The sequence below is a fragment of the Bradyrhizobium sp. SZCCHNR3119 genome (genome assembly GCF_032487775.1).
Lineage (GTDB): Bacteria > Pseudomonadota > Alphaproteobacteria > Rhizobiales > Xanthobacteraceae > Bradyrhizobium.
Window position 1 is genome coordinate 5,361,556 of record NZ_JAUEUV010000001.1, and the last position, 23,249, is coordinate 5,384,804.

24 protein-coding genes are annotated in these 23,249 nt (G+C 64.6%); 6 read left to right on the forward strand and 18 right to left on the reverse strand.

Annotation, left to right across the window (positions count from 1 at the left end; translation table 11 throughout):
* Positions 1-148: 148 nt before the first annotated feature.
* Positions 149-1,345 (reverse strand): acyltransferase, encoded by a 1,197-nt coding sequence (locus QX034_RS24600; RefSeq protein ID WP_315706053.1) that lies wholly within the window; start codon positions 1,343-1,345, stop codon positions 149-151.
* Between the two features lie 276 nt (positions 1,346-1,621).
* On the opposite strand from QX034_RS24600, the gene QX034_RS24605 reads away from it, so the two are divergent.
* Positions 1,622-1,795 carry a DUF1328 domain-containing protein gene (locus tag QX034_RS24605; RefSeq protein ID WP_315706052.1) on the forward strand — a complete coding sequence of 58 codons (174 nt, stop codon included), beginning with the start codon at positions 1,622-1,624 and terminating at the stop codon, positions 1,793-1,795.
* 74 nt (positions 1,796-1,869) lie between these two features.
* Here the strand turns inward: QX034_RS24605 and QX034_RS24610 are convergent, their stop codons facing one another.
* Complete coding sequence (locus tag QX034_RS24610) at positions 1,870-2,232, reverse strand: DUF427 domain-containing protein (protein WP_315706051.1); 363 nt, start codon at positions 2,230-2,232, stop codon at positions 1,870-1,872.
* Between the two features lie 262 nt (positions 2,233-2,494).
* On the opposite strand from QX034_RS24610, the gene QX034_RS24615 reads away from it, so the two are divergent.
* On the forward strand, positions 2,495-2,731 hold the full coding sequence (locus QX034_RS24615; RefSeq protein ID WP_315706050.1) for a BolA family transcriptional regulator: 237 nt from the start codon (positions 2,495-2,497) through the stop codon (positions 2,729-2,731).
* A gap of 15 nt (positions 2,732-2,746) precedes the next feature.
* Here the strand turns inward: QX034_RS24615 and egtD are convergent, their stop codons facing one another.
* Together egtD and egtB are read right to left on the reverse strand one after the other, a co-directional pair.
* The gene (egtD, locus tag QX034_RS24620; protein ID WP_315706049.1) at positions 2,747-3,718 is read right to left on the reverse strand and encodes an L-histidine N(alpha)-methyltransferase; all 972 of its coding nucleotides are present in this window, start codon (positions 3,716-3,718) and stop codon (positions 2,747-2,749) included.
* Positions 3,719-3,788: 70 nt separating this feature from the next.
* Positions 3,789-5,042: an ergothioneine biosynthesis protein EgtB gene (gene egtB / locus QX034_RS24625; RefSeq protein WP_315728677.1), complete on the reverse strand. Its 1,254-nt coding sequence runs from the start codon at positions 5,040-5,042 to the stop codon at positions 3,789-3,791.
* Between the two features lie 284 nt (positions 5,043-5,326).
* Here egtB and grxD point away from each other — a divergent pair, with 284 nt between their 5' ends.
* Positions 5,327-5,665 (forward strand): Grx4 family monothiol glutaredoxin, encoded by a 339-nt coding sequence (gene grxD / locus QX034_RS24630; protein WP_315728576.1) that lies wholly within the window; start codon positions 5,327-5,329, stop codon positions 5,663-5,665.
* 81 nt (positions 5,666-5,746) lie between these two features.
* Here the strand turns inward: grxD and QX034_RS24635 are convergent, their stop codons facing one another.
* Complete coding sequence (locus QX034_RS24635; protein ID WP_315706358.1) at positions 5,747-6,040, reverse strand: hypothetical protein; 294 nt, start codon at positions 6,038-6,040, stop codon at positions 5,747-5,749.
* Between QX034_RS24635 and QX034_RS24640 the strand changes: the two genes are divergently transcribed.
* Positions 5,942-7,192: a serine hydrolase domain-containing protein gene (locus tag QX034_RS24640; protein WP_409977535.1), complete on the forward strand. Its 1,251-nt coding sequence runs from the start codon at positions 5,942-5,944 to the stop codon at positions 7,190-7,192. The genes QX034_RS24635 and QX034_RS24640 overlap by 99 nt on opposite strands.
* 10 nt (positions 7,193-7,202) lie before the next feature.
* Here QX034_RS24640 and QX034_RS24645 read toward each other — a convergent pair whose 3' ends face one another.
* The 7 genes from QX034_RS24645 to QX034_RS24675 form a co-directional block, all read right to left on the reverse strand.
* A complete protein-coding gene (locus QX034_RS24645; protein WP_315706046.1) occupies positions 7,203-8,270 on the reverse strand; it encodes a threonine aldolase family protein in 1,068 nt (355 codons plus the stop codon).
* Positions 8,271-8,293: 23 nt separating this feature from the next.
* Positions 8,294-8,806 carry a hypothetical protein gene (locus tag QX034_RS24650; protein ID WP_315728578.1) on the reverse strand — a complete coding sequence of 171 codons (513 nt, stop codon included), beginning with the start codon at positions 8,804-8,806 and terminating at the stop codon, positions 8,294-8,296.
* Positions 8,807-9,034: 228 nt separating this feature from the next.
* Entirely contained in the window at positions 9,035-9,652 is a 618-nt protein-coding gene (gene rpsD, locus QX034_RS24655; protein ID WP_315706044.1) for a 30S ribosomal protein S4, read from the reverse strand.
* 251 nt (positions 9,653-9,903) lie between these two features.
* Positions 9,904-10,716: an acyltransferase gene (locus tag QX034_RS24660; RefSeq protein ID WP_315706043.1), complete on the reverse strand. Its 813-nt coding sequence runs from the start codon at positions 10,714-10,716 to the stop codon at positions 9,904-9,906.
* Positions 10,717-10,931: 215 nt separating this feature from the next.
* Positions 10,932-11,702, reverse strand: coding sequence for an HpcH/HpaI aldolase family protein (locus tag QX034_RS24665; RefSeq protein ID WP_315706042.1), 771 nt, complete (start codon positions 11,700-11,702; stop codon positions 10,932-10,934).
* 21 nt (positions 11,703-11,723) lie between these two features.
* The gene (murI, locus tag QX034_RS24670; RefSeq protein ID WP_315706041.1) at positions 11,724-12,521 is read right to left on the reverse strand and encodes a glutamate racemase; all 798 of its coding nucleotides are present in this window, start codon (positions 12,519-12,521) and stop codon (positions 11,724-11,726) included.
* A gap of 942 nt (positions 12,522-13,463) precedes the next feature.
* The gene (locus QX034_RS24675; RefSeq protein ID WP_316195897.1) at positions 13,464-14,879 is read right to left on the reverse strand and encodes a pyridoxal phosphate-dependent decarboxylase family protein; all 1,416 of its coding nucleotides are present in this window, start codon (positions 14,877-14,879) and stop codon (positions 13,464-13,466) included.
* A 118-nt stretch (positions 14,880-14,997) separates the two neighbouring features.
* Between QX034_RS24675 and QX034_RS24680 the strand changes: the two genes are divergently transcribed.
* A complete protein-coding gene (locus tag QX034_RS24680; protein WP_315706039.1) occupies positions 14,998-15,561 on the forward strand; it encodes a bifunctional transcriptional activator/DNA repair enzyme AdaA in 564 nt (187 codons plus the stop codon).
* Positions 15,562-15,623: 62 nt separating this feature from the next.
* On the opposite strand, the gene QX034_RS24685 is transcribed toward QX034_RS24680, so the two are convergent.
* Together QX034_RS24685 and QX034_RS24690 are read right to left on the reverse strand one after the other, a co-directional pair.
* Complete coding sequence (locus QX034_RS24685; protein WP_316189461.1) at positions 15,624-16,172, reverse strand: thermonuclease family protein; 549 nt, start codon at positions 16,170-16,172, stop codon at positions 15,624-15,626.
* 150 nt (positions 16,173-16,322) lie between these two features.
* On the reverse strand, positions 16,323-17,429 hold the full coding sequence (locus QX034_RS24690; protein WP_316189459.1) for a D-alanine--D-alanine ligase family protein: 1,107 nt from the start codon (positions 17,427-17,429) through the stop codon (positions 16,323-16,325).
* A 307-nt stretch (positions 17,430-17,736) separates the two neighbouring features.
* On the opposite strand from QX034_RS24690, the gene QX034_RS24695 reads away from it, so the two are divergent.
* Complete coding sequence (locus QX034_RS24695) at positions 17,737-18,552, forward strand: phytanoyl-CoA dioxygenase (protein WP_315729732.1); 816 nt, start codon at positions 17,737-17,739, stop codon at positions 18,550-18,552.
* A gap of 149 nt (positions 18,553-18,701) precedes the next feature.
* Here QX034_RS24695 and QX034_RS24705 read toward each other — a convergent pair whose 3' ends face one another.
* The 4 genes from QX034_RS24705 to QX034_RS24720 form a co-directional block, all read right to left on the reverse strand.
* Positions 18,702-19,346: a hypothetical protein gene (locus QX034_RS24705; RefSeq protein WP_315729731.1), complete on the reverse strand. Its 645-nt coding sequence runs from the start codon at positions 19,344-19,346 to the stop codon at positions 18,702-18,704.
* A gap of 229 nt (positions 19,347-19,575) precedes the next feature.
* Complete coding sequence (locus QX034_RS24710) at positions 19,576-20,748, reverse strand: M20 aminoacylase family protein (protein WP_315706034.1); 1,173 nt, start codon at positions 20,746-20,748, stop codon at positions 19,576-19,578.
* Between the two features lie 129 nt (positions 20,749-20,877).
* Entirely contained in the window at positions 20,878-21,087 is a 210-nt protein-coding gene (locus QX034_RS24715; protein ID WP_315729730.1) for an MJ0042-type zinc finger domain-containing protein, read from the reverse strand.
* A gap of 244 nt (positions 21,088-21,331) precedes the next feature.
* Positions 21,332-23,089, reverse strand: coding sequence for a CHAD domain-containing protein (locus tag QX034_RS24720; RefSeq protein ID WP_315729729.1), 1,758 nt, complete (start codon positions 23,087-23,089; stop codon positions 21,332-21,334).
* Positions 23,090-23,249 lie beyond the last annotated feature (160 nt).

The following is a 23,249-nucleotide window of genomic DNA, read 5'->3' on the forward strand; positions in this document are numbered from 1 at the left end:
TTGCCTGCTCGTCGTCCCGGCCAAGCGAAGCGCGAGCCGGGAGCCAACTCCCAGGCCGGAGTTGGCTTACGCGCTGGTCGAAGATCGCGGGGACGACAGCGGTATTTGTTCGTCGTGCGCAATCTCGCTCTTGTGATTGCGGATCGCTCTACAACACGCTGTTTGCACCGGGAATCTGCCGCAGCGCCCGCGTCGCGCCCCAGCTCAGCAGCAGCGTGCCGACAAAGGCGATCGTAGCCTTGACGATCGCTGGCAGGTGGAAGTCGAACAGCCAGTATTGGATCCACAATACGAACGGATAATGCACCAGGAAGATGCCGTAGGCGTCGGCCTGCATGCGATCGAGCACGGAGAATTCCGAGCGCCGATTGTTCAGGAAGTAGGCGAGAATGCAGAACATCATGCCGGCGCTGAACACCGCAAAGAACAGGCCGTAGCTTGCTTCATACCAGTCGGGCTGGTCCGGAGGATTGCCCAGCACCTCGCGCTTGATCGCGATCAGGCCCCATAGCAGGCAATACGGGATCAGCGTGGCGATGATCCAGCGCGGCAGCCCGTCTTGCGAGAGCTGGCCATCGGCGCCCAGCACGCCGCGCTCGAAATTGGCCGCTCCAATGCCGGCTCCAACGTAGAAATAGGCCGCATAGAGCAGTACACGGCTCGTCTGCACCGAAAAAGGGCCGAATTCGAACCATTCGTTTGGACCGAAATAGACCCGCGAGGGGACATAGACGATTGCGGTGAGGGCGACCAGGAACAGGAAGACGGTGCGCGGCCGGTCGAAGCCGCGCAGCGATAGCCGGTTGATCGGATCGAGCAGGTTCGGCGACAGCTGATGGAGCAAGCAAGCCGAGAGATCGAAGGCGAGCAGCACCCAGACGAACCAGACCGGGCCGCTTGGCCATGGGCCAATCGTGACGGTGGTCCACCAGAAGGCGGAAAAGCTTGTGCCGGGATTGGCGCGCAATTCGATCGCATAATAGGCGAGCGGGATGATGGTCAGGGTGGCGATGGCGAAAGGCAGGCCGAGCCGCAACAGGCGATCGCGCAAGAAGACATGCGGCGCCTTGTGCTTCAGTCCCGGCCACACGAACAGCCCCGACAGGAAGAAGAACATCGCCATGAAGAAACTGTCTGTGGCGAGCACGATGCAGTCGAACCCTATGAACGAGCTCGGGTCCGTGTGTCCGAAATAGGTGTAGGGGATGACACTGTGGTGCAGCACGACCACGATGGTCAGGAACGTGCGCGCGTGGTCGAGCGCGGCATTGCGCGCCCTGGTGTGCGGCAGCGTTTGGAGTTCCACCTTTCCAGCCGCAGCGGATTGCGAAACCGAGATGACCATGCGAGCCCGCCCCCCTGATGCCCTGATTCCGCAACCTGCAAATGAGCTTGCCGAGCGAACTTCGGAATCGAAGCACTCGATCCATGTTGTCGGTTGCACTGCAAATGGCAAGGGCAGCGCACCATGTTGCTCAGTCTGTCTTGCGGAAACACCCCCGTTCCGGCGGCGGCTGGCGCTCGCTCTCCGCGCATTCGCTGGAACTGTCTCCAACCCTCCTCGTTAATCACGTGGACTGCGCCGCTGCGGCGCACAATTCACTACTGGGAGGATTGGACCGTGACACTTCTGAGATGGGCGCTGCTCTTCTTCGTGATCTCGGTGGTCGCCGGCATTCTCGGCTTCACCGGAATCTCGGCGGCTTCCGCCGACATCGCGCGCATTCTGTTCTACATCTTCCTCGTGATCTTCCTGGTGCTCTTGGTCCTCGGACTTACGGTCTTCAGGGTATAGCGTTGTGTGCCGATACCGTTGGCCCTCCGGCGTCCGGTGCCTTCGCGCCAGACGCTGGAGGCTGAACGATGGAGTCAGCCGGCCACTTCCTCGATCCTGACCCTGTCCGGGTAGAACGCCAGATAGCCCGAGATCTCGGCCATGGCCGGGAACGGCGTCTCATACGTCCAGATCGCATTATCCAGCGTCTTGCCGTCTGCGGCGACGCTGAAATAACTGGCGTCGCCCTTGTACGGACAATGCGTTACACGCTCGGTGCGCTGAAGCAGCTCCATCTTGGTGTCCGCGCGTGGCACATACTGGACGGCGGGATAGCTTGCCTCCTTCAAGGTCAGCGCCTTCGTGGTGTCGGCGATCACCACGCCGTCGGCTATGACGCGCACCCGGTTCGGATTCGCGGTAATCGTGATCGGATGATCTGGTCCCGGGAGTTTCATGACGGGTTGGCCTCCAAATCGCCGCAGGCAAGCAAGTCGCCGCAGGCAAAATAAGTCGCTCCGGAGAAAATCCGCCGCAGATCATGCGGTCTGCTCGTCCCCGGCGCTGTGGTGGTTATATAGGCACTTGAGAGGTGACGCTGGAAGCGGTTCGGGCTAAATTTCCGCATCACGGTCGCGCGAGAGGGCCTTGATTCGCGCCGCTCAATCGGCACGAATGAGCGCGACGATCGATTGGCTCAACTGAAGGAGACAAACTGGGATGCCGATGGATGCCCGCGATATCGAAGCGATGATCAAGGCTGCGATCCCTGATGCCGAGGTGACGATCCGCGATCTCGCCGGCGATGGCGACCATTATGCGGCGACCGTCATTTCCGAATCCTTCCGGGGCAAGTCCCGTGTCCAGCAACACCAGGTCGTCTATCAGTCCCTGCGCGGGCAGATGGGCGGTGTTCTGCACGCGCTGGCGCTCCAGACCGGCGTGCCGGAGCGCTGAAACCGGCCGCTTTCTTTACGGCTCCGCGACCAGCGCGTGAACCGAGAACATCTTCGCGTCATCGGTCCAGGTCGTCCTGACTCTCCAGCTCGAGGCGTGGGCGAGGGCGTCAAAGCGCTCGATACTGTATTTGTAGCTGTTTTCGGTGTGGATGCTTTCGCCTGCCCGAAAGTGGAAGCCCGCGCCGAGCAGGCGCACCGTCTGCGGCTTCTTGGCGATCAGGTGCATCTCGACCCGGTGCTGCTCCCGATTGTAGATCGCATCGTGAGCAAAGGCGGATACGTCAAAATTGCCGCCCAGTTCGCGGTTGATCCGGACCAGGAGATTGAGGTTGAAGCGCGCCGTCACGCCGGCTGCATCATTATAGGCCGCGTGCAGGATCCGCTCATCCTTCTCCAGGTCGACGCCGACGATCATCAGCGCGCCCGGGCCGAGGATCTCACGTGCCGAGCGGAGAAAGCGGCAGGCTTCGTGCGGCTCGAAATTGCCGATCGTCGAGCCCGGGAAGAAGCCGACCTTGGGCAGGTCCTCGATGACATCAGGCAATCTGAATGCTGTCGTGAAATCTGCCGTGACCGGATGCACCGCCAATGCTGGAAAATCGTGGCGCAGAGCGTCGGCTTGCGCATTCAGGAATTCCCCGGAAATATCGACGGGTACATAGGCGGCGAAGTTGCAGCTTTTCAGCAGAAGCCGAACCTTGGTCGTAGCGCCGGCGCCGAACTCGACCAGCGCCGCGCCCTCGGGAATGATCGCCGCAATATCTGGCCCGCGATCGCGAAGAATGCCGAGTTCGGTCCGGGTCGGATAGTATTCCGGCAGGCGCGCGATCTGCTCGAACAACTCAGAGCCAGTGCCGTCATAAAAGTATTTGGGTGACAGCTGCTTGCGGCTTTCCGAGAGGCCCGCGACGACATCTTTCGCAAATGCCGAGGTCTGTTCATCGGGCAGATGCGCATTGGCCAAGGCAGACATGTGCATACTCATGAGACTCTCCTCAACACGCAATCCCGCGCGCTGCGATCGAAAACTGGAGACGGGTCGAAGACGGCGGTAGTCAGGCGTAATCGGCGAGCCGCAGCCCCGTGAACTGCCAGCGGTGGTGCGGGTAGAAGAAATTGCGATAGCTGATACGGCTATGACCGGCCGGCGTTGCGAGCGACGAGCCGCGCAGCACGAGTTGATTGACCATGAACTTCCCGTTGTATTCGCCGAGCGCGCCTTCTGTGGCGCGATAGCCGGGATAGGGAGCATAGGCGCTGCGGGTCCATTGCCAGACGATGCCAAAGGCGTCGTGAAGTTCGTTGCTGCGCGCGGCAACCTCCCATTCCATTTCGGTGGGCAGGTGTTTGCCGCTCCAGCGTGCGAAAGCATCTGCCTCGTAATAGCTGACGTGACAGACCGGCGCATCGGGATCGATTGGCCTGAGTCCACCGAGCGTCATGATCTTCCATTCATCACCGACCCTGTACCAATGACCGGGGGCTTGCCAGCCATCCTTGGCGGCGGTTGCGAAGCCGTCCATCAGCCAAAGGGTCGCTGTTTCGTAGCCGCCGTCCTTCATGAAGGCGAGCCACTCGGCGTTGGTGACAAGATTGCGTGCAAGCTTCACCGGGCCGACCAGCGCGCGATGCGCGGGTTTTTCATTGTCGAAATGGAAGCTGGTGCCGGAATGACCGATGGTATGGATGCCTTCCGGCAGCGTCACCCACGCGTCGCCGCCTCGGTTTGACGACGGAAAGCGCCAATTGACGTCGTAGGCTGGAGCGACCGGATTTTGCGCGAAAGCATGCAGGATGTCGGTAAGCATCAATTCCTGATGCTGCTGCTCGTGGTTCAGCCCCACCTCGATCAGTGGGGCGACGGCGGACAACATCGATGCATCCGCCGCACCCAGGAATTCGACCATGGCCGCATCGACATGATGGCGATAGGCGCCGATCTCCTCGACGCCGGGGCGCGTGATGAGACCGCGCGCGCCACGGGTATGGCGCGGGCCGGCGCTGACATAATAGGAGTTGAACAGGAAGGCGTAGTCAGGGTGAAAGGGCTGGTAGCCTTTACAATGGTCCGTCAGCAGAAACTGCTCGAAGAACCATGTCGTGTGCGCGCGGTGCCATTTGGCCGGGCTTGCATCCGGCATCGACTGCACGACCTGGTCCTCGGGGCTCAGGGGGGCCGCGCGGCGCTCGGTTTCGCCGCGCACCGCCAGATAGGCCTCGATCAGATTCCGGGCGAGCGGCTCGGAGCCGAGGGGGGGCGCTGGGGCGATCGGGGACAGCGTGGCCGCGGCGGAGGCTTGACTGGTCACGAGGAGCTCCGTGTGGATGGGGAAAACGTTGCTCAGGGAAACAGGTTCCAGACAGTCCGTCCTAGATAGGGGCTCGGTTGCAGGATAAAACCCTCGACCGGCCATTATATTGTTCCCATCAGCCCATCGATTCCGGCCCGTCCTTTGCATGCCAGCTCTTCGGCATTTTACTTTGGCGAAACAAGCATTTGCGCTACATATAGATTCAGTGAAGGTTTGCCGGGGACCGAGCCGGTCCGACCACCCGGCGGCAGGGGGCTTCAATCGCCCCAGAGGAAGCGAAAATGAGCATCGAGCAATTCATTGAAAATGAAGTGAAGTCGAACGACGTCGTGTTGTTCATGAAGGGCACGCCGCAGTTTCCGCAGTGCGGCTTCTCTGGCCAGGTGGTGCAAATCCTCGATCATGTTGGCATCGGATATAAGGGCCTGAACGTGCTGGAGTCTGCCGAACTCCGCAACGGCATCAAGGTCTATTCGAACTGGCCGACCATCCCCCAGCTCTACGTCAAGGGTGAGTTCGTCGGCGGTTGCGATATCGTGCGCGAGATGTTCCAGAGCGGCGAGCTGCAGCAGTTGTTCGCGGACAAGGGCATCCCGGCCGGCACGGCAGCCTCCGCCTGAGCTCCCCGGCCCGCAAGATCGGCGCGACGGCGTTCGAGGTCGTCATTGCCGACATTGCGGGCGGATGGGCTTCCCGCGATCTCAACCGGCCTCTAGCGCCCTCTGGCCGAACGCGCCGCGCCCATCGCGGTCGGCGTGACGATCGAGGCTACGCGGGAGGAAACCTACCTCAGTCAGATTGTTTTCTGCTGCTTCTCGGACAAAAGCGCGCAATGGCATGAGCAAGCCCTGAGCGACATCATCGCCCAGGGCAGTTGTTGAGGTTCGTCCGTGGCTATTGGGCCGCTTTCCCGGCGTCAGATACTTGGCGGTCTTGCCGCAGCTGCGATCGTAGGGCTCGCGCACGCCGAACCGCCAGCGACGTCCGCCCGTCATTTCAATTCTCAGGCGCTGCAAAGGGTGGACGACTATTTCCGCCACGAGGTCGCCACCGCCAAGATTCCGGGTGCCGTCGTCCTGATCCAGCAGCACGGCCAGCCTGTCTTTCTTAAGAGCTTCGGCATGCGCAATGCGGCCAGCGCCGCGCCGATGACGCTGGACACGATCTTCCGCCTCTATTCGATGTCGAAGCCGATCACATCCGTGGCAGCGATGATGCTGGTCGATGACGGGCGGCTCAGGCTCGACGATCCCGTATCCAAATACATCCCGGCGTTCGCGGATGTGAAAGTCGCGCTGGCGGCACGCGACGGCAAAACTGTGCAATCGCTACAACCCCCGGCACGCTCGATCACAATCGAGGATCTGCTGCGCCACACCTCCGGCATTACCTACGGCTTCTATGGCGAAACCGCTGTGCGCAAGCTCTATGGGAGCTCGGATCTGTTCGAGGGAGACATCGATAACGCCACCTTCGCGAATCGTCTGGCGAAGCTGCCGCTGGCGGAGCAGCCGGGCACCGTGTGGGACTACGGCCATTCCGTGGATGTGCTGGGCCGCGTCATCGAGGTGGTCTCGGGGCAGACGCTCTATCAGTTCGAGAAGGAAAAGCTGCTCGATCCGCTCGGCATGCTCGATACAGCATTCTCGCTCACCGATCCGGAGAAGCGTGGCCGCGTTGTCGAGCCGCTGCCGCAGGATCGTTTCGACGGGCCGATCGCCGGGCTGGACGATCCCGTCCGTCCGAGGAGATGGGAATCCGGCGGCGCCGGGATGACCGGTACGATTGGCGATTATGCGCGGTTCGTGCAAATGCTGTTGAACGGCGGCACGTTCGACGGCCGCCGCTATCTGAAGGCCGAGACGGTGGCCTCGATGACGCGCGACCATCTCGGCCGGGAGATCGCGCACGATGATTTCTATCATCCCGGACCGGACAGCGGCTTCGGGCTTGGCTTTGCGGTGCGGGTATCCGCCGCACCGCCGTTCACGGCCGGCGAATATCGCTGGGACGGTGTCGGCGGCACCTTCTTCTTCGTCGATCCCAAGGACGACATGTTCGCGGTGGTGATGATGCAATCGCCGTTGCAGCGCGGCCGGATCGAGACCGAGGTGCGGCGCCTGATCTATCAGGCGCTCGCGCCGTAAAGCCGCAGTCTTACGCCGCGCGCACGATCTCCCGGACGTGGCCAATGGTTTCTTCAATCATCGCCGATGTCACGTCGAGATGGGTACAGGCGCGGATGCGGCCGTCCATCATGGCGAGCAGCACGCCGCGCTTGCGCAATTCGCCGACCATCTTCGCACCGGAGACGCCGGCTCCGTCAGGGGTGAAGAACACGAGATTAGTCTCGGGCTCCTGCACCGTTACGCCCTCGATCTGCGATAGCCCCCGCGCGAGCGCTCGCGCATTGGCATGATCATCGGCCAGACGCTCCACATGATGATCGAGCGCATAGAGACACGCCGCGGCGCACACACCGGCCTGGCGCATGGCGCCGCCGAGCCGCTGCTTCCAGCGCCAGACCTCGTCGATGAAGGCGGCACTGCCGGCGAGTACGCCGCCGATCGGCGCCCCCAGTCCCTTGGAGAAATCGATCCAGGCAGAATCCCAGCCTGCGGCCATTTCCGCGGGAGCAATGCCTGTCGCCACCGTCGCATTGAGCAGCCGCGCGCCGTCCATATGGGTTGCCATGCCGTTCGCCTTGGCAATGGCGGCGATCTCGTCGAGCGCGGCTTTCGTCCAGATCGTGCCGCCGCCGATATTGGCGGTCTGCTCCACGCTCACCACCGTCTGCGGCGGCTGGTAGCGGCTGCGCGGGTGCAGCGCGGCGCGCAGTGTGTCCGGCGTGAACTGGCCGTTATCACCCTTGAGCGGCATGATCTGGAAGCCGCCGAGTGCCGCGTGCGCGCCGCCCTCGCGGGAGATGATATGCGCGGTCTCGTGCGCCAGGATCTCATCGCCCGGCCGGCAGTGCACGAGGGTTGCCGCGACATTGCACATCGTGCCTGACGGCATGAATACCGCCGCTTCCTTGCCAAGAAGGCTGGCGACGCGCTCGCATAGCAGGTTGACGGTCGGATCATCGCCGATCTGCTCGTCGCCGACCTCCGCGCGGGCCATCGCCTCGCGCATCGCCGCTGTCGGGCGCGTCTGCGTATCCGATAGAAGATTGATCCGCACGGGCGGGGCGTTCGGATCTCGCGGAGGGGGGGTATAGAACATTGGCTGTGGTCCGCTTCAGGTCTTCAGGCTGCAAGCGGCGGATGTAGCCAGATATCCGGCCGGCGGGAAGGGGCCGTTTCGAACGGCACGGCAACCAGGGACGGCGCCTCGGCATAGTCGAACAGCCAAGGGTCCAACCGGCTCTGCCGCGACGGCGACAGGTAGAACGCGCTGTTCAATCCCGGCGGGCGCTGTCGCCGGACATTCCAACCGACATTCAAGGCAGCCCAGCCGATCAGCATGCTCCGCCACTCATCGGCGACCTCGCGCGCATCTTCGAAACAGTGCAAAAGCTCGAGCGCGTGCGGATCGTAAAGAAGCCGGGGGTCCGTAAACGTCAGCCCGCTCTCCAGATGCCGGATGACGTGGGCGGTGGGATCGGATTGAACGTGCCAGTCGGACCGTTCGAGAATGTCAAAGACCGTCGAAGGAAACGTGCCGTCGTTGAACCGGTAGCGAATTCCGGAGGGACGGCCGCGTAACGGGGGCGAGGCCCGCAGCGGCGGCAAGGGGGACGCAGTGACCGCCTCGGTCATCACCGCGCCAAAACCGATACTGCGCCTGTTGAACTCCATGGCGAACGCCCCGCTACTTTACGAACGCAAACATTGAATCACGGGACGGATTCGCTGTCAGCGGGGGGTAAGGCGATTTCGTGGCACCTGTTGCATTCGGGAATCGGTTGCCGATTCACGACAAAAGGCCCCGGCAACGCCGAGGCCTTTGACGACTGCAATTGGTGGCGGGCAAGCCGCCGGTCAAGATCAGCGCGAATAGAACTCGACGATCAGATGCGGCTCCATCTGCACCGCGAACGGCACGTCCGACAGGGCGGGGACGCGCACGAATTTCGCGGTCATCTTGGAGTGGTCGGCCTCGATGTAATCAGGCACGTCACGCTCGGCGAGCTGGGTCGCCTCGAGCACGAAGGCGAGCTGCTTGGAGGCTTCCTTGACCTCGATCACATCGCCCGGCTTGAGCATGTAGCTGGCGATGTTGACCTTGCGGCCGTTCACCTTGATGTGACCGTGATTGATGAACTGGCGCGCGGCGAAGATGGTCGACACGAACTTGGCGCGGAACACCGCCGCATCGAGCCGGCGCTCCAACAGGCCGATCAGGTTCTCGCCGGTGTCACCTTTCAGGCGGCCGGCCTCGACATAGATGCCGTGGAACTGGCGCTCGGAAATGTTGCCGTAATAACCCTTCAGCTTCTGCTTGGCGCGCAGCTGCACGCCGAAGTCGGAGAGCTTGCCCTTGCGGCGCTGGCCATGCTGGCCGGGGCCGTATTCGCGGCGGTTCACGGGGCTCTTCGGGCGGCCCCAGATATTCTGGCCCATGCGGCGATCGATCTTGTACTTCGCCTCACTGCGCTTAGTCATCGCGTCCTCTTTTCAAGTCGGAAGTCGTGGGTTGAGGAAACGCGCCCTCCTGTGTGGCCCGAGAGTGTCAGGCCACCGACAGGTCCGGCCCCAAAGCTTGCAAAGGGACGGACCACGGGTCGCGAAACGCTTCGCGGGCCGAAACGGCCCGCGAGCAGGGCGGGTTCTAGGCGAGAAACCGGTGGTTTGTCAAACCCTTCAGCTCCCATTTTGAGCCAGAATCCGACGAAAACCGGCCGCATCCGCCGGGATCAGAGGCCCAAATGGCTGCTGCCCCGCGCCCCGGCCACCCGCACCGGCTCTCGAAGGGCCTTGAGCTCGACCGCACGCAGCCCACGCAGCTCGGTTGCGATCTCGGTATTGAGCACCTGCTCCAGCTGGCTGAAAACCCGGGCGATCAGGGCCGCATCGGTCACCCGGTGGTCCCAGCGAATCATCACGGCGATGCTGCCGTCCGGCTTGGCCACGTCGAAGCTGAGGATATACGGCCCCGGGCTCAGCGCCTGCAGCTCGCCCCCGCCGTAGGCAGCAACGCCGGTGACGGCGAAAGTGCCGAACCAGTTGCCGCGCTGGCGTGCGAAATTCAGCCCGATCCGCCAGGCCAGCCGCCGCAGCGGCCAGGGCAGGTGCGTCGCCCGCATGATCTTGCGGAACATCGGCACCTCAGCGATCGGCGCCTCCTTGGCATGGCGGATCAGCCGGTCGACCTCGGTGAGCGCAAGCCGGTCCGGTCCACAAACGCACTGCGGCAGAACGCAAGGTTCCCCATCCTCGACGCGGGCGATTGCGACCATCGCCATGCTGCGCGGCAGCTCGTAGAAGCAGGGCCAGGGCCATTTGGCGTAGACGGTGCGCAGCGTCGGTTCGTCACGCGCGACGATCGCGAAGGCCTTGGCGAAAATCGCCGCGAAACCCGGCGGCTGGGCGAGCAGGCCGCGCGCCTCCAGCGGCGCACGGATGTTCAGCGACCGCGCCAGTGACACAAACGGCACGTCGCGTGACGCGTGCATCAGGTCGATGATGAGGCGGCGCGGCGGCGATATTTTCTTGCTCGTTCCGCGCATTCCTGTCCCGGACTCCCGAAAGGCTCGTTATGGTCTGGCCGGCCTCCCGCCAGCGACGTAGGGCTTGGCTAGCTACCGTTTATGGTGCCTGCGTGGCAAGCGGCTTCGTCTTGCAGGACAAATCGCCACGGGTCCTCAATCGCTTACTGTGCTGGGCTGGTCCCATCGGGAACTTCCGCCGCGCTGCAGGTAATCGGGGTAAGACCAAGACCAGCTCATCGGCGCTTGATTCCCTCAAAACTCGCCGCGATGCCGCGCTGAAACAGCGACCAGTCGAAGCCGAGCGCCAGCGCTACATAACCGCGTGCGATCATCGCATTCGCCTGCTCGGCGGTGCGCGCGACCCCGCCGATCGGCACGCCGCTTCGCAAGATGCCTTGCTCGGCGCGGGCCATCAGCTCCTGCACCTGCGGATCGTCGATCAGGCCGCGCTTGTCGATGGAGGTGGCGAGATCGCCGGGGCCGATCACGGCGATGTCGATGCCGGGCGTGGCCATGATCTCGTCGATGCGTTCGACTGCCTCGACATGCTCGATCGTGATCATGCAGATCATGTCGTCGTCGGCGCTCGCCATGTAGTCGGCCATCGAGACGTTCCAGCGGAACGGGGCATGGAACGGCCCCCACAGCCGCTCGCCGCGGGGTGGGTAGCGCAGGCTGCGCACCGCCTTCTCGGCGTCGGCCCGGCTCGAGATCATCGGAAAATTGATGCCGAGCGCACCGATGTCCATCGGCGCCTTCGCCAGATGCGGCTCGTTGGCGGCGACGCGCGCGAGCGGCACGCAAGGCGTGCCCGCCGTCGCCATGATCATGCCGTGGGCGGTCGAGAGGTCGATCGGCCCGTGCTCCAGATCGACGATGATCCAGTCCAGCGCCTGCGCCATGATCCGCACGGTCTGGATGCTCGGGATGGTGGCAATGGCGCCGAAGGTCGGGCGTCCCTCGCGCCAGGCCTGCTTGAGACGATTGAGCGGCGGCGCTGACATCGGCGTCACAACTCCAGGCGATCAGGCCGGCACGCGGCCGCCAAAGAATGGCGTGAAGGCCTCGCTCAGCCGATGTGATCTGTTCGAGGTGAAAACCATGGTGGCCCCGGCCGGGTCGGCCGTCGGGCCGGAAGGCCTCAGCAGATCCGAGACGCGGCGGGCGATCGCCGGCGCCGGGTCGATCCAGACGACCGGCCAGGGCGCGAGCCGCGTGAGACGGTCGAGCAGCAGCGGGAAATGGGTGCAGGCGAGCACGACGGTGTCGGTGCGATCAGCGGCGTCGGCGGCGTTGCCGACGAAGCAGGGCGCGATCTCGGCGGCAATGGCGCTGTCGGCCACGCTGCCCCCGCTCAGTGCGGCCTCGGCAAGCGCGGCAAGCTCCGGCGCGCCGACCAGCGTGACCTCGCAGCCGCCGGCGAAATCGCGGATCAGCGCGCGGGTATATTCGCGCTGTACCGTGGCCTTGGTGCCGAGCACGGAGACGCGCCTGGTCTTCGACTGCGCGCAGGCCGGCTTGATCGCCGGCACCGTGCCGACGAAGGGCACGCTATAGGCGGCGCGCAGCGGCGCCAGCACCTGCACCGAGGCAGTGTTGCAGGCGATCACGATCAGGTCTGGCCGATGCGCGGCGATCAGGTCCCCCATCAGCGGGACCACGCGGGCGATCAGCGCTTCCTGGGTGTGATGGCCGTAAGGGAAGAAGGCATCGTCGGCGACATAGACGTAATGCGCGTCGGGCCGCGCGCGGACTACCTCGCGCAGCACCGAGAGGCCTCCAAGGCCGGAATCGAAGACGAGAATCGTTGGGCGGATTGTCACGGGACGAGTGTAGCTGATTTGGTTCGCGGATTCAGGCGGTAATTGTGCGGGTTTTAGGGCGTCGCCGATGTCCAAGAACTCGCTGTCCTCCCGGCCTTGCGCCGGGACCTATAAGTCCTGGCGCAAGGCGGTTCGACTCGACGTTCGATGAGCGTGCGCCACAAGACTCCGTCCTGGAGCGGATACAATCCCGCGTCGGTGGACAACGGAGAGATGCAGGGCCGCCCTCTCGTTTTGGCGCGCTATCCACGATCTCACCGTCGTCCTGGCGAAAGCCAGGACCCATAATCCCAGGGAAATGTCGTTGTGGTTCGATGTTTCGACCAGCGTGCGGCAACGACTTCATCCTGTGGCTATGGGGCCCGGCTCAAGGCCGGGACGACACCGAATAGGCTGATCAGCCATTCGCGCATGACCTCACCGTCCCGCGGCACGAGGTGCCCGGGTTTTGCTGCGTCTCGCTCACCCCCTGAAACGAAGAGGGTGCAGGGAATGCCGGGTGAAGGCCTCACCCATGGCCCGCCTGCAACAAAGAAAGCAGGCGGCAGTCACCACAGGATCAGCCGGATCATCCGGCATTCCCTGCGCGACGGTTTTAACGGCTGCTTCGCGTTCTCCCCGGTGCGCCGGGCTTTTTGGCCACCGTCGTCCGCGCGAGGCGAAGCCTCGTCGCGAACTTGATACTAGCGTCGGAGTATCAGGACCGCGCGACTTGACCGTGCGCATCGACGCTGTTCGTCGGCGAGATGAACCCGCTGCAGCCTCGACACGCCCACCGCATCCCGCGCTCAACGTCCGTGACGATCGCGATACGTCCCCTCATATCGAGGCGGGATGGAGCGAAGCATACACGATTTCCGAAAAAGCGAAAGATCAAAATTCTGAAATATAGAAATTTGCAGCGCTTGTGGGTCGTGCGCCCGCATCGATCCGGCGCGACAACTAATCGCATTCCAGCGCGCGCTGCGCCGCCGCCACGGCGCGGTCGACGTCGGAGGTGCTGGTCTGCCAGTTGCAGACGGAGACGCGCATGCAGCGTTGGCCGCGCCAGGTGGTGCCGCCGAAGAAGGCTTCGCCTGACGCGGTGATGCGTGCGGTGATCGCGTCGGTGCGGCGATCATGGTCCTCATCGGTTGCGCCTGGCTGCGGATCGAAGAAGCGGACGAGGCCCTGGTTGATCACGGGCTCCCACATCACCTGCGCGCCGGGCAGGCCGCCGACCCGCATCACCAGCGCATGGGCCTGCGCGCAGCAGCGATCGATCAGGTCGGCGACGCCGGTCCGGCCGAGCTGGCGCAGTGCCGCGTAGGTCGGAACGCCGCGGCCGCGCCGCGACCATTCTGGATTCCATTCGATCTGGTCGCGCGCATCGTCGACGAACTGGGTATAGCTGGTCCGGTGCGAGAAGGCGCTGCGATGAGCGTCCGGATCGGCGACGAAAGCATAGCCGCAGTCGAACGGCGTGTTCAGCCATTTGTGGCCGTCATTGGTCCAGGAGTCTGCTTCTTCCACGCCGCGCACGAGGTGGCGATGCTTTGGGCTCGCCGCGGCCCACAGGCCGAACGCGCCGTCGATGTGCACCCAGGCCCCTTGGTGGTGGGCGAGCGGGATCAGTTCGGCAAACGGATCGAAGGCACCGATGTTGAGGTCGCCGGCGTGCAGCACGACGATGGTCGGTTGCGATGGCGCGGATTCCAGGGCCCGCGCGAGCACATCGGGCTCGAGCTGGCCGCTGGAATTGCAGGGCAGGGCGGTGATCGCGCGCTTGCCCAGGCCCAGCATGCGGATGGCGCGCTCGACCGAACCATGCCGCTCGCTGCTGGTGAGGATACGGAGTTGCGGTGCCCCAGTGAGCCCTTGCTCTTCGACGTCCCAGCCGGCACGCTCGAGCAGCCGATGACGGGCGGCGGCGAGGCAAGTGAGGTGGGCTATCTGGGTGCCGGTGACGAACGCAAAGCTCGCCGTTGGCGGCAGGCCGAACAGGCTCTTCAGCCACATGCCCGCGACCTCCTCGATCACGGCTTCGGCCGGCGCACAGGCATGGATGGCGGCGTTCTGGTCCCAGGTCGACACCAGCCAATCGGCCGCGAGCGCGGCGGGCAGGGTGCCGCCGATGACCCAGCCGAAGAAGCGTCCGCTGGTGCAGCCGAGCAGGCCGCCTTCGGCATCGCGCACGAGATCGTCGATCACCTCGGCCGCATCGGTGCCGCGCTCCGGCAATGGCCGGGCGAAGCGGGCGCGAAGCTCGGCAAGGCCTGCCGTCGCATTGACGGGGCTCACCTCGGCCTTCGAGAGGTGACCGAGCGCGTGCGCGAAGGCGCGCTGCAAAGCCGGACTGAAGGGGGCGCCACTCGACATCGTCATCTCTTGTACGGTCTCTTGCAAGCTGATGCGGATCGCGCTTGAGATAGCATCGCGGTCCAATCGGGGCTCGCCGGAATCGGACTCCGTCCTGCCGCGATGCTGGAGAGCGATCATGCTCGATGCGAAGGAATGCGAACGCGCGCGGGTGGCGCGGGATCGGCATTACGACGGCCGCTTCTTCATCGGCGTCAGGACCACCAGGATCTATTGCCGTCCGGTTTGCCCGGTGCGGCCGGCGAAAGCCGGCAATGTCAGCTTCTATCCGTCCGCTGCGGCGGCAGAGGCAGCCGGCTTCCGTCCTTGCCTGCGCTGCCGGCCCGAAACCGCACCGTTCTCACCAGCGTGGCAGGGCACGCGGACCACGGTCGCACGCGCGTTGCGCTTGATCGATCGCGGCGCGCTCGACGAAGCGAGTGTCGAGGATCTGGCGGCGCGTCTGGGCATTGGAGCCCGCCATCTCAACCGGCTCTTTCAGCGGCACCTTGATGCAAGCCCGGTGCAGGTCGCGCAGACCGCGCGCGTGCAGCGTGCCAAGCGCCTGCTCGACGAGACCGATTGGCCGATGACGGCCATCGCGTTGCAGGCCGGCTTCGGCAGCCTGCGACGCTTCAACGCGGTGTTCGCCGCGGTCTATCGGCGCCCGCCCGGAGAGATCAGGAGGGCGCACCGGAGCTGATCCGCGTTTCATGATGGCGCGGTTGATAACGCGGAGAGCCGCGTCTCATCAATGAATGATCTTCACCGCCAGCTCCGGCCGCCGTCCGCGCACTCCGCCACCCGTCCACCTGAATGCATGCAGGCGCGATAGAGTGATGGCTCGACGAATCGGCCGGCCCAGATGCCGCGGCCGGCGCGGCGCGCCGCCAGCTGGTCGGCGGTGTAGGCGCCGTGCGAATATTGCGGTTCCTCGACGGCGAGCCCGCGCGACACCAGCATCTGGCCGAGATCGATGCGACCGACCATGCAGCGGGCGACGATGCGGCCGTAACGATCGCCGTCCAACGGCGTGCAGCGGACTGTCTTTGCCTTGGTGAAATTGTAGAGCGCAAGCGCGGCCTGCTGGCCGCAACGATAGGGCCGTCGGTCGCGGCCGCGGCAGGTTTGCGTGCTCTCGGGCGCATCGACGCCCCACAGCCGGATGCGATCGTCATGGATGTCGAGCGTGTCGCCATCGACCACGCTGGCTTGGCCGATCAGATCGCGGCCGATCAGGTCGCGCGCGTGGGCCGGCAGCACATGGAGGGCGAGGACGAGGGCGCAGGCGACGCGCTTCAATTGGTGGTACAAAATGGTCCCTCGATTTGGCGCAGTGCTCCGCGGCGGGCGGCAATGGCGGCCCGCCTGAGACGTCGAATCAGTCTTTTGATGTGTCTGATGTGTCGTTCCGAATGCGGCCGATTTCCCATTCGGACCGGGCAGGTCTTACATGCAGGGCTGTCAGCGCTGGAAGCTCAGCTTCTCGAGCCGCGCATGGCGCGCCAGCGCATGCGCGATCAGCCTGTTCAGCAGCTCGGGCTGGGGCAGGCCGGTCGCCTCCCACATCTTCGGATACATGCTGATATTGGTGAAGCCCGGCAGCGTGTTGACTTCGTTGACGTAGACGTCGCCGCCGCTGACGAAGAAATCGACGCGCGCCAATCCCTCGCAGCACAACACGCCGAACACCTCGACCGCGAGCTTCCGGATGCGTTCGGCCAAAGCGGGGTCCAGCTGCGCCGGAACGTGCAGCGAGGCACCGCCGGCGTCGGTGTACTTCGCCTCATAGGAATAGAAGCCGTGCTGCCCGGCCGGGACGATCTCGCCGAGCTCGGAGGCGCTGACCTTGCCGTCGGCATCTTCCAGCACGGCGCATTCGATTTCGCGCACGGGGGCGATGCAGCGTTCGATCAGGATCTTGCCGTCGTAACGCAACGCGAGCTCGCAACTCGCCGCAAATTCCCCGGCGCTGCGCGCCCGGGAGATGCCGACGGAGGAGCCGAGATTGGCGGGCTTGACGAACAGCTCACGCGCGCCGGTCGCGCGAGCCGCATCTTCGTAAGTGACTGGCGCCGCGGCGGTCATCGTGATGTACGGCACGATTGGCAGACCCCCATCCCGCAGCAGGCGCTTGGCGACGTCCTTGTCCATCGACGCCGCCGATCCCATCACGCGCGCGCCGACATAGGCGACGTCGGCGAGTTCGAGCGCGCCCTGGACGGTGCCGTCCTCGCCATTGGGGCCGTGCAGCACCGGAAACACGACATCGAAGGCGGCAAGCTCGCGCACGCTGGCCGCATCCTTTTCGACCACCAGCGCGCGGCCCCGGCCGCCCGGCAGCAGCACCAGATCGGGCCCATCGGCTGGAATCACCAGGGCCGGGCTCGCCTTGTCATTGGCCGCATCGGCGATGACCCAGCGGCCGTCGCCGGTGATTCCGACCAGCGTGATCTCGTAGCGATCCGGGTCGAGCGAACGGTAGATGTTGGCGGCAGACGCCCGGGAGACATCGTGCTCCGCGGAGCGACCGCCGAACAGGATCGCGACTCTCGTCTTGCGCTGTGCCATCGGTTTCTTCCGGATTGCGGCGGATGTCATGCAAGGGCCTGTTTATAGGGGAACGATTTGCGCCGCAATCGGCGCTGCGTGATCCCTTTGCCCGCGAGATGCGCGGGTGCTAATCTTACTCCATGATGACGACCTCCCATATCGCCTCGGTCTTCTTCCTGAGACGCTGACGTCGGCGCCTGCGCGACGCAGGCGGTGCAGCGGCGCGGGGCCGATCGGCGTGCCTCGCGTCAGACCACATAGACCCGGCCCGCCGGTCGCTGCACAGCGACGGTGCTTGGCTTCGAGCGGTATGAGGATTCTCCATATGAATAGTGATGAGACCACGCGTGCGCTATCGTCTGCGCAGATCATGCAATTTGTTCGCGACGGCTTCATTCGCGTCGAGAACGCTTTTTCCAGCGAGCTCGCGGCTGTTTGCAGGGCGATCCTATGGCGCGATCTGCCTTGCGCGCCGGATGATCCGTCGAGCTGGACGCGTCCGGTGATCCGGCTCGGCTATTATGGCGACGAGCCGTTCGCTTGCGCGGTGAACAGCCCCGTGCTGCATGCGGCGTTCGATCAGCTGGTGGGCGTCGGACGCTGGCGGCCGCGCCACGACCTCGGCACCTTCCCGGTGCGGTTTCCACATGCTGACGATCCCGGCGATGCGGGCTGGCACATCGATGTCAGCTTTCCCGGGCCGAGCAGTAGCTGGGACGAACGGCGTGATTTCTCCGATTGGCGCGCCAACGTGACCTCGAAAGGGCGGGCGCTGTTGATGCTGTTCCTGTTCTCCGACATCGGCGAGGACGATGCCCCGACGAGGATCAAGCCCGGATCGCATCGCGACGTCGCACGATGTCTCGCACCGGCCGGAGACGGGGGGCTGTCGCTCGGCACGCTCGGTCAGTTCTGCGCGGGGCTGCGGCGGACCGAGGTGCTCGCCACCGGCAAAGCGGGCGATGTCTATCTTTGCCATCCGTTCCTGGTGCATGCGGCGCAGATGCATCGGGGCAGGGCGCCCCGCTTTCTGGCGCAGCCGCCGCTGCATCCGGCCGAGCCGCTGCGGCTGGACCGGCCGGATAAGGAGACATCTCCGGTCGAGCGCGCAATCCGGGAGGCGCTGCACGAGTCCGAATAGTGCGGTGACGGCTCACCCTGCCGGCACGATCCGGCGTGCCGGCAAGGTCATCGCGATGACGCCGATGAGCACGAAGGCGAGCCCGAGCCACGCCGTCGGCGAGAGCTGCTCGCCCAGCACGACGATGCCGATCGAAGATTGCTGTGCCCTTAGCGAAGGTCATCCTTTGTCGGCCACTTCGGCGAGTCCCAGATCGTTCTCCATTCGCCCTCCGGCCTTTCCTTCTGAAGCTCAACGCGAATGAGTACGAGGCCAATACCCTCACCGGGGTTTTCGCCGATGCGATAGACGTGGCGCAGCATTGGGCAGGGGCACATGTCCGTACTCGTTTCGGAGTGAAAGTACGGCGTACCCTTCTGCCAGGTGATAAATCCCGGCGCAGAGGTGGAGGTCATTCCTGTGTCGGGGGCTATGACCGGCAGATGTACCAATCTCGGCCTTCTCACATTCGATAGGTCGTAGACGTGGTGCCATACGCGGGTCATGCCAGGGCATGGCAGGAGAGCAAACCGCTGGCGTTCGAATGCGATGAACTGCGCCGGGATACTCTTGATGATCTCCTTGTACCGGCATCCCGAATGTTCAAGCTCCCACACAAGTTGCTTCGGCAACTGCTCCGGGGCGGAGATTTCAAACTGCGATTCTCCTTTGAAATCGATGCCGTCGAACTCGGCCTTCTCGTAGCGCATGATGTGCGACGAACTATCCTCGCCGCGTACGGGCGCAACGGCTGCGGCGAGCAGGACTGCAATCGCCAGGACGAAGCGTGCGGGGGCCGTAGTTGTGATGCGCATATTCCCGCTCGCATTGAAAGGGCGGTGAGCACGCTTCCGCCTTCGCTCATCGAGCTTCGGCGGACAAGTCGCTTTGCCCACCCTACCAAACTGTTTGTTCATCGTCATTGCGAGGAGCCGAAGGCGACGAAGCAATCCAGGCTTCCTTCGAAGGGGCTGGATTGCTTCGCTTCGCTCGCAATGACGGGCTGAGAGCGGCCGCCGTGACTTTGCTGAGCGATCAGTCCAACTAACCCGCCGGCATGCTCTTCTCGACCAGCCGCACCCAGTAGGAGGCGCCGTGGGTCAGGACGTCGTCGTTGAAGCGGTAGGCCGGGTGATGCAGTTCGGCGCCCTCGCCGATGCCGAGGAAGACGAATGCGCCGGGGCGCTCCTCCAGCATGAAGGCGAAATCCTCGCCGCCCATCCGCGGCAGGGCCTGGTCGTTGACGCGCTCGGGACCGGCGATGTCACGGGCGACATCGGCCGCGAACGCCGCCTGCCGCGCATGGTTCATCGTCACCGGATACATCCGCGTGTAGATGGTCTCGGCTGAGCCGCCATAGGCCCGCGCGGTGGCATCGGCAACTTCGGCGATGCGCCGCTCGACGAGATCGCGGATCTCCGGATCGAGCGTGCGCACCGTGCCCTTCATCTCCACCGTCTCGGGGATGACGTTGAAGGTGGTGCCGCCGTGGAAGGCGCAGATCGAGATCACGGCTGATTTCAGCGGATCGACGTTGCGCGCCACGATCGACTGCAGCGCGCCGACGATCTGGGCACCGATCAGGATGCTGTCCACCGCCTTGTGCGGGCCGGCGCCGCCATGACCGCCCTTGCCCGTGACCTTGATCTCGATCGCGTCGGCGGAGGCGAGCATCGCGCCCGGTGAGAGCGTGAAATGGCCAGCCGGCAGGCCGGGCATGTTGTGCATGCCATAGACTTCCTGGATGCCCCAGCGCGTCATCAGCCCGTCGTCGATCATCGCCTTGCCGCCGGCGCCGCCTTCCTCGGCCGGTTGGAAGATCACGATCACGGTGCCGTCGAAATTGCGGGTCTCGGCGAGATGCTTGGCGGCGCCGAGCAGCATCGTGGTGTGGCCGTCATGGCCGCAGGCATGCATCACGCCGGGCGTTTTCGACGCATAGGGAACGCCGGAGGTCTCCAAGATCGGCAGCGCGTCCATATCGGCACGCAGGCCGATGGTGCGGCCGGAGGCGGTGTTGCGGCCGCGGATCACGCCGACCACGCCGGTGCGGCCGATCCCGGTCACCACCTCGTCGCAGCCGAAGGCGCGCAGCTTGTCGGCGACGATGCTGGCGGTGCGATGCACCTCGTAGAGCAACTCGGGATGTTCATGGAAATCGTGGCGCCAGGCGGCCATGTCGTCGGCGAGCGCGGCGATGCTGTTGATGATGGGCACGAGAGAAACAACTCACTGTCTGGACGGAGAAGCGCGCAAGAGCGCGCGTTCGAATGCGCCGGCCAACTATGACCCGGCGTCGCAGACGATGCAAGTTTCAGACCGCGCGGCTGTGCCGGAAGCGGGGCCTCAGGCGGGTGAAGGCGGCGTCACCCGCGGATATTTGTTCTCGGGCGGAACGATCAGCCGCAGCGCTCGCAGCCGCGGCTCCCGCCAGTCCATGATCAAGGCCCCGCAGACCGCACATTCGGCGCGTTCCGGCGTTGCCGCCGCCGACAGCGATTCCGCGACCTCGTAAGAGGCTCCGCAATTCGGACAGCTCACGCTGAAGATTTTCATCGCCATCGTCTCCGGTTCCGACGTTCGCGCCACCTCGCGGCATCTGCGTTCTGCGAACTTCGGAATCATAGCGGCACGAACAGATCATTTGATCCTCGTGGGGCATCGAATTCGAAAGTTCCGCTGAAGCGCGGCTGGCAGCTGATAGGAACCTCAACTTCGCCGCGCGCGCATTGAACTCGATCAATGTGCGGATGAACAATTGGCGATTCAGCCGCAGCAGATGGCAGCGCCGCTGCGGCGGTCAGGACGCCGCGTCATCCGACCAGGGCGTCGTGGCGTGTTTGAAGCTGCGCCACGCCTTGCGCAGGGGCCCTTCGACCCCGAGCATGGCATGGGCCTGCCAGCCGGTGATCGCGGCGGCGGCGATTGCGCCGTCGGTCGATTCCATGCCGAGCCCGGACAAGAGGCCCGCGGTCACGGCCATGTCGTTGTAGTGGCCGAGTTGCTCCTGCAGGCCGGCGAGCTTCTCGGAATATTTCTTGGTGGCTTTGCGCTCGGCGAAGAAGGGCAGCAGGAAATCGACGCTGTAGCGCAGCTTCTTCAAGGCGAGGCGCACCCTGTGGCGCTGCTCCGGCGGCAGCGATTTGAAATGCCGTCCGCGCTTCAGCAACTTCTGATGCCGCTCCGACAGGATATGGCCGGCGAAGCCGATCGCGGGCTCGGCCAATTGCCCGAGCGTCTCCGGCGAGACGTCGCTGCGCCAGCCGCGGCTCTCGATCCATTCGCCGAGGCCGAGCAGGAAGATCGCGCAGCGCCGCTCGGACAGCGCGTGGCGCAGCTTGCGATAGCCGAGACTGCGCTGCCGCTCGGCGAGCTCGCGCAAGCTGTCGAACCCCGCCACGGTGGGGCAGTTTTCGGCGATGGCGGGCAGGGTGGAGGTCTGGAACACGTCCCAGTCGCGCGCCGCGGAGAGACTTTGCGCGAGCCATCTCGCATCCGCAAGCAGGCCGGCGAGCCTGCCGTTGCCGCCGACCGCATGCATCAGATGCAGCGCCGCGCGCAGCCGGCGCAGCGACACGCGCAGCTGGTGCACGCCTTCCGGATCGCGGCCGTCTTCGGCCGCCGGCACCGCCTGGAGCAGATGGCGGAAGCAGCCGCGCAGGATGATGGCGAAGGTCTCGTCGAGCGACACCGCCGGATCGAAATGCAGCTTGCGCGGCTTCTCCGCGCCCGGTGGTTCGTCCGCGGCAAGGTCATAGCCGCGCGCCGACTTGCTGCGGATCGATGGACGCAGCCGGTCGTGCTCGGCGAGCCGGAGCGCGATCTCGTAGATCGCCGCGGTGCTGCCGCTCTTCAACTCCAGCTCGATCTCGCTGACCGGCAGGCTGCGCTCGCCTGCGATCAGCGCGCCATGATCGAACGCGATCTCGACCGTGCCGGACGGCAGCTCGATGATGCGCTGGTGACGGTGGACGTCGGTCACGAACACGGTCTCGAGCGGGGCGGCTTGCAGTTCCTCCCGCAACTCTTCCGGAATGAGCGGCGTCGCCAGCGCGAGGTCCGGCGCGAGCGAGGGCACCGCGGCCTCCCATTCGGCGCGGCGCAGCGGATCGCCGGTGCGCTGCGCCTTCACCGTTTGCACGAAGCGCGCGCCACTCTGGCGCACCCGCAGGCTCAGGCCATTGCGCCACAGCGTGCGCTCCGGCGTGTCGTAATAGACCGATTTCAGATGCTTGCGCGCGCCCCTGTTGCGCGCATGCGCCGCGATGATCGCCGCGTTGTTGAAGCCCGCCAGCTGATCCGCATCGACCAGCAGCTTGAGCTCGATCTCGCTGCCGGGAGCAGCGACATTCGGCCGCACGACATCGGTGGACGTTGGAGATGTTGCCGCATCCGGCGTCGTTGTGTCGGTCGCCGCCGCTGCAGTAGCCGTGTTGTCCTGTTTCACCGCAGCGATATCCGTGTCGGCCGCAGCACCGTTTGGGCGCGGAGGACTATCAGGTCCGGGAGCAGCACGCAGGCTGTCGCGGACCGATGCTGTCGCATCAGAATCCGGCATGCTCAGTCTGTAACAGTTTGATGACAATCGCCCATAGCTATAGTCGATATGCCTGCAAAGTAACAGAAGAAAACCTTGCAGCGGATGACAGCTGCAATGCAGGGTGTATCCTCGCGAGGTGGCGCGCTTTTTGCTAACTGCTTCAGCGCGATAGGCTGGA